The sequence below is a fragment of the Bartonella sp. AU16XJBT genome (assembly GCF_028618665.1).
Taxonomy (GTDB): Bacteria; Pseudomonadota; Alphaproteobacteria; order Rhizobiales; family Rhizobiaceae; genus Bartonella.
The window spans coordinates 1-11830 of sequence record NZ_JAQITF010000012.1 but is presented as its reverse complement, the minus strand read 5'-3'; the positions used below and the strand labels follow the sequence as shown (position 1 = coordinate 11830).

Genomic DNA, 11830 nt, shown 5'->3' with positions numbered 1-11830 from the left:
AACAAACGCCAAAAAACGAGCCTTAGAAAGCATTAAATATTATGTTCGATAATATCAATACGGTACCAAAAAAGATAACATAACACATAATGGACTCATGAATGCTTAAAAAGCTCATACAAGTGAGTCACTCTATCGCATTATCAGTCGCAACAATTTTAAGAAAATTCGCTTGAGCGTAGGAAAACCGCGCTCATGCGCATAATAAACTACGTCTTTTTTTATTCATATCTAGAAGACGAAAAACCTTTTAAGAACAACACAAGTTGTTATAAAGAAAAAAGGCAGCACAATGTGCTGCCTTTTCTAAAAAGTACATACTGTACCTTATATTAGAACTGATAACGCACGCCTCCGGAGAAACTTGCTCCAGAAAAACCAGATTTATTAAGCTTATGTTGATAGAGAACATCAGCATGCAGAGAAAACTGCGGCAACAATTTGGCATTAAAGCCTAATCCAGCCTCTAGTGAAGAACCAAAAGCCCCTAACTTGAAAGCATCATTGAAACGTACAGACTGTTTCTCTCCAAAACCATGAGCAAGATAAAGCTTACCATAGAAAGCAACAGCATCCACGCCTTCAGAACCTGTAGGAGTCCTGGTTAAACGTCCACCAACACGTGCTACCCACTGATCAAGATTACCCATTTCAATATCAAAATTGTCAATATCACGGGCCTTATTAAACTGGAGATGTTGATAAACAACCTGAACCTGCGGATCAAAGACAAAGCCCTTATATCCTGTCTCAATTGTCTGACCACCAGATAAAGAAACACTTAACGGATTAGCTTTCAACGTTGCTGTCTTACCCCGTGCAAGAGTGAGAACATCACCTTTAAACAGACCATAGGATAAAAGACCATCGACATAGAAGCCAACATTACGCTGCATGCTACCATATACTGTAGCAGTCCATTTATCAAATGCACTCTTCTGGCTTTGCTCAACATCCAAAGGCTGCAGAGAAAGTTTTCCATAAGTTCCCATAACGCCAAAGGATAGAGCACTGTCAGCATTTTCAATAGTTTGCAACAGCACACCTGCCTCTACACCATGATAGTCAAGATCGCCACCATAACCATATTCAAGTGCAGATAAATTTGTAGCATAACGGTAACTTCCACCATAGCCACGTAAATATAAAGCAGGATTCTCACGAACCTCTACCATTCCTGTAGAAGTCATCCGCAACGTCTCCATCTGTTTGTTTTGATTATTAATATCCATCAAACCAGCATGGAATACGCTATTAGGCAAGACGAGATAAGTTGGCACTTGTGGAACAACAGACCTTACAAATTGTTCAGGAAGGGCAGCAAATCCAGCAGACTTAACATACTGATTTTCTAAACGGAAGTTCCAAAACTCTCCACCATCCCTAACAAATTTCTGCTGAACATGCTCCTGTTTCGAAGTCGCTTCTGGACCATAAGCACGAAGCGTGTATTTGTAAGGTGAATTCCTCAATGCGACATAATTGCCATTGAGTTGGAAAGAATCTTTCTTTGCTTGACCATAAACCTGAATAACTGAAACACTGTGAGCAATCTTGGCTTTCGCTTTAGCATCTCCACCATTGCCCGCATCACCTCGTACATGTATTTTTGTTTTTCCAGAAACATCACCATGAATGACAAGTCGATCAGTGACTTGCTGATCACTTGGATCATGAGGATTTAAACGCGCATTGAGATGAATTACAGCATCACCCTGCGCCTCATAAACTGTGCCTTTTCCATTTCCAATATGGAGAGTCTGATATTTCCCTTCAGATTCGGAAGATTTAAAATCAATAGCACTATTTACAAGACTTACAGAAGAAATACATGAATCCACACATCCTAAATCTGGAGTACCCAAATTCCTCTGTGCACTCCTTTTTAGAATCCACTGCGATTTATTGGCTAAACCTAATTTTGTATAAGAACTTTTATCAACGCGGACAGCACCTGTAACAATAGAATTATCGACTGAAACCAATACATTAGAATCATTCTCAGCCTTCAATAACAAGTCACCAGCGAGAGTCGTTTTATTTTCTAATGAAACCTGACCACCAGAATTATTACCATAGATCGCTATACCATTTGCAACTTCAAAATCAGTTTTTTTCAACGAAATTGCCCCTGTTATGCCTATAGGTGTTTTTTCCTGTTTGGATACAGTGCTCCGCTTAACAACATTTGCTTTCTCAGCGGCTAAATCCTTACTCCGATTTTGTTCACTTGCTTCTTTCTGTATTCCCCCATCAAAATATATGCCATAGGTTCCATCACCTTCCACTCTAACAGTAGAAGCCTCGATATTCGCGTGATTCATAGCAGAACGAGCCTCTGAAGATCTTCTCTTCCTAGAAGACCCCGTTTCAATCACATCATCACCCTTTCTAACCCACAAAGCGTGAGAATCAGTCACAACACTCCCATTCTTAAAATCAATAGAAGCATTATCACTCAACAGAAAAGCAGCACGTCCAAAATTCTCTGCAGAATCTAACTTCCCTGCTTCGTCTTTCACAGTAATGTTAACTTTGTCTAACTTAACACTTCCCCCAGCTTCTGACCTCACGGCCACTCCCTTTGCCAAAGTAATAGCTCCAGTATTCATGGTTATCTCACCAGCCTGACTCGCCAGACCAGCAGCAGCCAAATCTCCCGTTACGTTAATTGTCGTATCCTTTAGATTAACAGATGATCCAGAACCTGCCAAAGCGCCCACATAGCGAGCATTGACCGTTCCTCCTGTCATCTGGACCTTTCCGCCACTTTGCGCTTCAAGTCCAATCACAGAAGATTGAATTGTTGAGTTTTTACTCAAAACAACCTCTGCTTTTTTTTCTGCAAGTACAGCAGTCACAAGCATAGAAGGTACCAAATCAATACTACTGTCCAAATTAGAAGAATCCGCACTACTAATTGAGGCCCCTTCTAGGTTAATAATTGTATTCTGATTTGTTGCATGCACAGAATGTTGAGTTGCCTCACTTGCCTTCAGTGTAAGGTTTGTCACTGTACGTGTTTGGCCATCACTACACAAATAAGGAGTCTGAGATCTTCCCGCACCACTTCCTTGTGTAGCATCACCACACTGAGAAGAAATAGTTTTCTTAGCACCATTCAACACAAGAGTACGCCCAACAGCTCCATTAGAAGATGCCGCAGGTGTATCAGAAGAAGGTGCAGCAGATTTCTCAGAAACTACAGAAGCAGAAGAACTCATAGAAGCTACTGATTTTATAGGTATAATCCTATTTGATACAGTATGATACCCAGATCCTAAGGAAATCCCATCGGCAGATATTACACTCTCCCTACCTGTATCAGATCTCCCAACTGAATTAGCTCCTGAAGTTCTTAAAGTTACCAAACCTCTACCTCTAGATGAAGGAGATGAATTGGATAAAACGGTATTAGCAGATGTCTTCTCCTTAGATGCAGCAGGAGCAGACGCAGCAGGAGCAGACGCAGCAGGAGCAGACGCAGCAGGAGCAGACGCAGCAGGAGCAATAGAAGAAGAATTAGATGCTACTTCAGATATTCCAGCCCCTCCCAGATCAGTAGATGCATTCCCCTCAGATACAGTAGAAGTAACAGAGGACGTCGTAGAAGAAGGTATAGACGTTATAGTTTCAGATGCCTCATCCACTACTCCATCATATCCACCACCTGTATTATCTTCATCACCTGTATCAGATCTCAAAAGTGAATTAGGAGTAGAAGGGACTACAGATTGAGATCTCTCAGATACATCAGGAGTAACAGAAATTTCAACAGTCTGAGTAAGTCCATCTTCACCTGCTGTCACCATTAATCTATTTTCTGCACTCGGTAATGGAGTAGATACATCACCTAAGTTCATATCAGGATTATCTGTTCGTGTATCGTCTTCGCCAACCAATTCAGACCTCAAAAGTTGTGCAGGATTCCTATCTGTACCAGAATTAATAACTTGATTAGATTCTCTAGATTCAGAATCTCCAGATGGGAGACTTGATACTACAGGAGGCTCATCTACTTCATTTCTCACAGAATTATGAGATAATGGTACAGAAGGAGCATTTACCGTTGTCCCACCTAAGAAAAAAGTAACACCGCGTTCATAAGGCAAGTTTTCATCTTCCAAACGAAAATCCCAAACATCTTGACTGTTCCTCACCAAAGTCTTATCGAAATACTGCATTTGCGGAGGAATAGTTGGGCCATAAGCACGAAGAACATATTTGTAAGGTTGCCCTCCCAGCGTGACATAACCACCGTTTAAAATAAAAGAACTATCTTCTGCTTCTCCAAAAACTTGAATAAGCGAAATTCTATGTCCTTTTCCATTCTCACTATTTAGACCTGTGCTTTTATCCTGCACATACACCGTAGTACGTCCTTTAACATCACCGTGAATTAAAAGTCTATCAGATACTTGACCACTACTCGCATTATTAGCTACCAAACCTACATTAAAGTGAACACGAGAAGCTCCCTGAGCACTGTAAACTGTGCCTCTTCCTTCTCCAACTCGAAGAGTCCGATACTCAATATCTCCATTACCTCCATTTTTACCTCCATTTTTTAAAGAAGTAAAAAATCTAATATCACTATTTATAAGACTCACAAATGAAATACATGAATCTATACAACGTGGATCTGAATCTCCAAAATCTTCATATGAACTCTTTGTTACATACCACTCCGTCCCATGGGATAAAAAAAGCTTAGCATGAGCATTTTCATCAACGCGAGTAGCACCATTTATAACAGAGTCGCTAGCAAAAACTGATAGATCAGCAGATTTCTCAGCTTTCAACAAAAGCCCACCTGAAACTTCTGATTCTTCTTGCAAAAAAACGGAACTATTTAAACCATTACTATAAATAGCTATACCTTCTGGAACTTTGAGAGTAGTATTTTGTAAAAGAACAGTATGTAGCGATGTATCTTCATGGCGTTCCCCACGCGCACCATCAAAGTATATACCGTAGGATCCTTTACCTAGTATTTTATTAGTTGAATATCTTATAGCGGCATTTAAATCCAAGTCACTTGGTGATGCCTCAGTACCTAAAACAATATCTGCATGTCTTACAACATCACGTACCCCGAAAGTAATATCCCTAAAAGCTCTGGAATATTCTTCCGAAAGGCTGCCCTCATCATTATCTATTACACTTGGAAAAGTACCCATATTTTTAGCAATTTCAGCAAGATCTTCCTCGAGTGTATTTTCAAGAGAATCTACCTTGCCAACAATCTGCAGAAAAGTAGCATCTGAAACAGATACTTTTCCACCATTAAGAGCAATATAGCCTCCCTGTGATAGCAAAACAACACGATCATTCGTAGAAGAAGAACTGCCTTCATCAGAATCATCAGAACCACTGTACCGCCGCGCGAAAGACTCTTTTTGGGAAATCTTAGTCCCTCCTAATTGAACAATCCCCATCTCTGACGCGATAACCCCTACTCCAGATCTATCTAAAGTAATCCCGCCGTCCATAACTATTAAAGATTTACTATCACTCCAAAGACCAACTGATTTCACTTCAACCTCTACATCATCCAAAACAATGATCCCTTCAGAAGAGGCTAAAGCGTTTACATAATCATTTTCGAGAGAACTACTGCTCACAGCGATTTCTCCAGAATTAAAAGCTCCAAGCCCAAATATAAATCCATCAACCAATGCATCTTCCAATTCAATCTTTGCTCCAACTCCATCGGCCAATACAGCCCCCCTATCCCCACGACCAATCTGAATTTGTTTATTTACATCCTCAACGTTTAGAGCTTTACCGCCATCTTCTTCAGCTATTATATATACGTCCAACAGATCAACCAGTGTAGGAGAAGAACTTTCCGCAGAAGGAAGGCTTTTTACATGTATAACATGATCATACTTTCCTGCTTTAAGAATAAAGGAACCATTATCACTTCCTTCGTAGTACTTATGTTCCTCACCATCATTACAAAAAATCGGAGCCGTAGGTTTAGAATTACTCTGAAAACAAGTAGAAACTACTGAAGCTGATTTTAATTGAGGGACTCCTAGAGAACTAGGAATATCTTGACTGCCCCCTCCAACAGATGGCTCTCCAACAGATGGCTCTCCAGCAGATGGCTCTCCAGCAGATGGCACTCCAGCAGATGGCTCTCCAGCAGATGGCACTCCAGCAGATGGCACTCCAGTTATCTTCTCTGCTCTAGGCGCAGGAGGAGTTTCAACAGAACGCTCAGATGAACCAAAAGATGGAAGAACTTGTGTCAATGTTGATAGTGTTGATGAAAACCAACTAGCCCCTATAGAAGAATCAACACCTTGTAAAAGGAAGAGAGCGCTTGTTGTCAGTGCGTACAAACGTGTACGCTTTTTAAATACATTGATCATATGTCAAACTTTCTAAATAATGTTGCAAAAACACTAGAATTAAGTGAAAATGAGGTAAGTGAACGATTTGTAACATATGTTAGTCTATTTTACAACATAGTGTTATTTATTGACGCATCATTTTGTGCATAAAACTGCCTAAGTTAAAGTTTTTAAATGCACAGAACCTTGTCATATCAAATAAAAGGATAAAATCACGATGATAAAATATATGAAATGGATGACTTCTACCTTACTGGTTGCAATCAGCTTTGCAACATTTTTATGGACAAAAACGAGTATTGCAAATACGAGTACTCAGACAAATGTAATGATTAATCATGTTTCAGGAACGACTCCTGTTCCAGCTTCTCCACAAAAGGTTGTTGTGTTTGATCTTGCCGCGCTTGATAATATGAATCGCCTTGGTATCAAAGCAGTTGTCGGTATTCCTGAAGGGAAAAAACCATCCTATCTGCAACAATTTAATGATGAAAAATATGAAAAAATTGGCACCCTTTTTGAACCGGATTATGAAAAAATTGCTACTCTTCAACCCGATTTGATTGTTATTTCCTCCAGAACCCAAGCAAAATATAACGATTTATCCAAAATCGCTCCTACGATTGATCTAACGGTAGGAAACGAAAATTCTCTTGAAGATATTAAACGAAATGTGTCTACCCTTGGAAAAATTTTTGGCAAAGAGCAGGAAGCAGAAAAAGAAATTGCAAAACTCAATGAAACTTTAGCTGAAGTCCGTAAAAATACCCAAGGAAAAGGCACAGGGCTCATACTCATGACCTCTGGTGGAAAAATCAGTGCCTTAGGACAAAAATCACGTTTTGATATTTTCCATTCCGCTTTTGGAATTGCCCCTGCAACCGATAAACTTACCGTACAAAAACATGGACAACTCATTTCTCCTGAATTTATTCTTGAGACAAATCCTGATTGGTTGTTGGTGATTGATCGGGATGCAGCAATTGGACGGGAAGGACAATCTGCAGCGCAATTGCTTAACAATGAGCTTGTTCACCGTACAACAGCGAGCAAGAAAAACCAAATTATTTATCTGGACTCTTGGAGCTGGTATCGTGCAAGTGGTGGTTTAACGGGACTCCTTGAAACCACTAAGCAGATCAATGAAGCCTTTACAAAGAGCAAATAAGCATACAAAAGAACTTGCTTGCTCTATAAATTAAATTTAAAAGCAGAGGTTGTTTATTAAGCAACCTCTGCTTTTATTAGGTTTTATTAGAAAATGATTTAACGTGAAGAATTATTGGATAACCATAATATTTCTAATTTTCTTATCCATCTTCAGCATTTTTGTTGGTTATTCGGATGTCACGCCGTCTAGCCTCTTCGCAGCCGATCCCCATGCGTGGTTTATTTTTTGGCAAACGCGTCTTCCTCGTACCATTGCAATCCTTTTAGTAGGCGCAGCACTTGCACTTTCAGGCATGATTATGCAACTGTTGACACGTAATCGTTTTGTCGAGCCATCAACCGCTGGAACCGTTGAATCTGCTTCCCTGGGCATTCTTTTTACTATGATTTTTCTGCCCGATATTCCTGTTTTAGGGAAAATGGTCATTGCGACACTTTTTGCCATGACGGGCACTTTACTTTTCATGTTTTTATTGCGCCGCATTCCTCTAAAATCTGCTCTCATTGTACCCCTCACAGGGATTATGCTAAGCTATATTATTGGCTCTTTAACCAATGCCATTGCAGATTATGAAATGTTACTTCCTTCTCTTCAAGCTTATTTATTTGGTAGTTTTGCCATGATTCTTGAGGGAAAATATGAACTTTTATGGTTCTCCCTTCCCCTTTGTATTTTAGCCTATTGTACTGCTGATCGCTTTACTGTTGCAAGCTTAGGAGAAGATTTAACCAATAACCTTGGATTGAATTATCGTGTTGTCATGTTTTTTGGTCTTTTTATTGTTGCTTCAATCACTGCTGTTGTTGTCTGTACCGTCGGCCGTATTCCTTTTGTTGGATTGATTATTCCAAATATTGTTTCAAGTTTCATGGGAGATAATATGCGCTATACCGCTCCTTGGGTAGCCATCAGCGGTGCAGGATTGGTCTTGATTTGTGATCTTTTAGGACGAACCATTCATCCATCTCTTGAAATTCCCATCAGCACCATAATGGGCGTGATCGGTAGTTTTATTTTTATGATACTGCTTTTACGCTGGAGAAAGCATCTTGGATAGAAGAAAAAAAACAATATGTGTACTAACAATGCTCATCATCATGGCATGTACCGTCATGAGTCTTTACATGACGTGGAATATCAATGTTTATACATGGACATTTCGTCTTACAAAACTTTCCTCTCTGCTTCTTATTGCTTATGCAATAAGCGTTTCTACGGTTTTATTTCAAACAATCACGAATAACCGCCTTCTGACCCCTTCAATTATGGGATTTGATCAGCTTTATATTTTAATAAAGACTGTCCTGATGTATTTTGTAGGCTCTCTTTCTTTGCCCTTTTTAAATGAAGAAGGACAGCTCATTCTCGAAGTCTTCATTCTCATTCTTTTTTCCATAAGCCTTTTCCGCTGGCTCTTTTCAGGAAGCTTAAAAGGACTTCACTTAACGCTCTTGATTGGTGTTGTTTTAGGCGGCTTTTTTTTCAGTTTACGAATGTTTATGCAATTGCAACTCAATCCAGACCAAATGATGAGTTTAACGGATATTATGTTTGCAAATTTTAATAAATTTAATACGTCCCTCATAAGCTTTGCTACAATCATTGTTTTCATTGTGAGTCTGATTGGATGGCATTCCCGTCATCTTCTGGATATTTTGGCTTTAGGACGTGAAAATGCTCTCAATCTTGGCGTTAATTACTACAAAAGTGCGACATCTATCCTTATTTTTGTTTCCATTCTCGTCTCTATTTCCACCGCATTAGTAGGCCCCGTCACCTTTTTGGGACTTTTAGTTGCCAACCTTTCCTATGAACTTTCTCCTCAAGCAAAACATAGTGTTGTTGTGCCAATTGCAATATTATTAGCGATTATTTGTTTGGTGGGGGGACAATTTATTTTAGAACAAATTTTTCACATGGCAGGACGTTTAAGTTTTATCATTGAGTTTTGTGGAGGGATTGTTTTCTTAATGTTACTGATGAAGGGAAAACTAAAATGATTGAGATCAATCATCTTTCCAAGGCTTACGGAGCACGATTGATTATCGATAATTTATGCCTTCATCTTCCCAAAGGGGGGATTATTTCTCTTATTGGGCCCAATGGTTCGGGAAAATCAACGCTTTTAATGCTGATAAGACGTCTTTTACCGCACGACAAAGGAACAATTAATATCGACGGTTTTGATATTGATAAAATGCCTCATGACATTTTGGCTCAAAAGCTCTCAATTTTGCGTCAAGATAATCCTTTATCTTTCCGGTTAACTGTATATGATTTAGTGAGTTTCGGTCGCTATCCTTATTCAAAAGGCTGGTATACACATGAAGATAGACAATTTATAGACAGTGCACTACGCTATCTCGGCTTACAAGATTTAAAAGACCGTTTTTTAGATGAGCTTTCTGGGGGACAGCGTCAACGGGCTTTTATTGCCATGGTTATCTGCCAAGATACTGATTATCTTCTCTTAGATGAACCATTAAACAATCTGGATATGAAACATGCCGTTTCTATGATGAAGCAGCTACGCCGCACAGCTGATGAACTGAAAAAAACCATTCTTATTGTTATGCACGATATTAACTTTGCCTCATCTTACTCAGATATGATTGTAGCACTGAAAAATGGAAAAGCGGCCTATTGTGGGACTCCAAAAGAAATCATGCAACCAGAAATTCTTAAAGATATTTATGATGTCGATATTCAAATCAAAACAATCAACGACATCCCTATAGCTCTTTATTACCGATAATCATAAAGATTTTTTGCACTTGCCTAGACTATAGAATCTGCTAGAGATGATAAAATTGGCTTATTGGGGAATAGTTTAATGGTAGAACAGCGGACTCTGACTCCGTCAATCTTGGTTCGAATCCAAGTTCCCCAGCCAAGGTATATGTAGCTGTAGCTTGCCTGTTGTAGCTTGCCAGCGTGTTTTGTATATTTTGACACTATGTTTTGTACCAATTTATTTTCTTTTAGATGATTTTAAGAGGTTCTCAAAGGGTCTTCAAAGACCTTTCAAAGATTGTTTAAATCCCTTTAATAGATCTTTTTCTCTTCTCCTAAATATCACAATTGGTAATGATGAGTTCCTTTGCCGGAATCGCATTATTTGACAAATTACAGGAATAAATTGTTCTTACCTCTTTTATATGGAATTGACTGAAGGTTTTTCGAATCTCTGGCACATCATTGAGAGAGAGAAGAAACTTCCCCTTTAATTGTGCAAGCAGCATAGACATCGTCTGGTAATCCTCCCGCTTAAACAAGTCTTTGCCATAATAATCCTCAACACCAAAATAAGGTGGATCAAGATAAAACAAGGTATTTGGCCGGTCATAACGCACAATAAAATCAGACCAATCTAAATGTTCAATGATAACTCTCGCTAAACGGCGGTAAATAAGCTTTAATATACCTTCAAGTTTGAAGGGATTAAACCGTGCACTACGGTCTGTCTCAACTCTAAACGTACGCTCTGCTACTTTCCCACTAAAACTTAAACGCTGCAAATATAAAAACCGCAAAGCCCGTTCTAAATCCGTAAGCGTTTCTGGATTTTGTGTCTGTAAGCGTTCAAACGTCTCACGGCTGCTTATTTGAAACGCTAACAGTTCTATAAAAGGGTGATAATGGCGTTGTAACACCCGAAAAAAATTCACCACATCTCCTGAAAAATCATTGATAATTTCAGTAGATGGTATCAGTTTCCGTCTAAAGAATATTCCACCCATACCAACGAAAGGCTCGGCATAAATGCTATGTGGAATATCTTCAATGATTTTGACAATGGTTTTGGCTAATCTTCTTTTTCCCCCAATATAAGCAGCAGCTGGTGAAATAGGTTCAACAGATTTTAATTTTTCCTTATGAAGTATATCCATTATTTTTTTACACTCTTTCATCTATGTTAACCGTCTTCTCATTGCTTTAAGTGATAAGAAGTGGCTGCGATGTTAAGTTAAGTTGCATCGGATGGGGTTGTCGCTAAACTGTTCCCGTTGGCTGGGTGACCAGCCCAGCCTCTATTTTTGTTCCTTTCCTTGATTTGGTGCTTCTAGCGTAATTTCTGTTGTGTAACCGCTTTGCTTTTCATAGCGGTGGGTGACGGTAGCGGCTTTCCATGACCCATTAATTTCTTTACGGAACCCTTGAAGCAGCAGCGGTTGATCCGCCATGATTTCGGGGCGCCCCGCAAGGGTCAAAGAACCACTGCCCACAGCACGGCAAAGTCGGTCTGATTCTGATGCAGCAGCAGCTTGTGCTTCTTCCTTGCAGGTGTAACAAGTGC

General features: G+C 39.5%; 6 protein-coding genes, 1 tRNA gene and 1 pseudogene. 5 read left to right on the top strand and 3 right to left on the bottom strand.

Features of this window, described 5'->3' with window-relative positions:
* Positions 1-332: 332 nt before the first annotated feature.
* Positions 333-6380, bottom strand: coding sequence for an autotransporter outer membrane beta-barrel domain-containing protein (locus PVV66_RS07230; protein WP_273719114.1), 6048 nt, complete (start codon positions 6378-6380; stop codon positions 333-335).
* A 199-nt stretch (positions 6381-6579) separates the two neighbouring features.
* Here PVV66_RS07230 and PVV66_RS07225 point away from each other — a divergent pair, with 199 nt between their 5' ends.
* The 5 genes from PVV66_RS07225 to PVV66_RS07205 all read left to right on the top strand — a co-directional run bounded on the left by PVV66_RS07225 (position 6580) and on the right by PVV66_RS07205 (position 10426).
* A complete protein-coding gene (locus tag PVV66_RS07225) occupies positions 6580-7530 on the top strand; it encodes a siderophore ABC transporter substrate-binding protein (protein ID WP_273719113.1) in 951 nt (316 codons plus the stop codon).
* A gap of 103 nt (positions 7531-7633) precedes the next feature.
* A complete protein-coding gene (locus tag PVV66_RS07220) occupies positions 7634-8590 on the top strand; it encodes an iron chelate uptake ABC transporter family permease subunit (protein ID WP_273719112.1) in 957 nt (318 codons plus the stop codon).
* Between the two features lie 40 nt (positions 8591-8630).
* The gene (locus PVV66_RS07215) at positions 8631-9533 is read left to right on the top strand and encodes an iron chelate uptake ABC transporter family permease subunit (protein WP_404977243.1); all 903 of its coding nucleotides are present in this window, start codon (positions 8631-8633) and stop codon (positions 9531-9533) included.
* Positions 9530-10288 carry an ABC transporter ATP-binding protein gene (locus PVV66_RS07210; protein ID WP_273719110.1) on the top strand — a complete coding sequence of 253 codons (759 nt, stop codon included), beginning with the start codon at positions 9530-9532 and terminating at the stop codon, positions 10286-10288. The genes PVV66_RS07215 and PVV66_RS07210 overlap by 4 nt, the downstream gene beginning before the upstream one ends.
* A 64-nt stretch (positions 10289-10352) precedes the next feature.
* A tRNA-Gln gene (locus PVV66_RS07205) sits at positions 10353-10426 on the top strand.
* 175 nt (positions 10427-10601) lie between these two features.
* Here the strand turns inward: PVV66_RS07205 and PVV66_RS07200 are convergent.
* The gene (locus tag PVV66_RS07200) at positions 10602-11423 is read right to left on the bottom strand and encodes a DNA adenine methylase (RefSeq protein ID WP_273719109.1); all 822 of its coding nucleotides are present in this window, start codon (positions 11421-11423) and stop codon (positions 10602-10604) included.
* Positions 11424-11564: 141 nt separating this feature from the next.
* Positions 11565-11830 (bottom strand): annotated as a pseudogene (locus PVV66_RS07195) (late control protein); the annotation flags it as partial.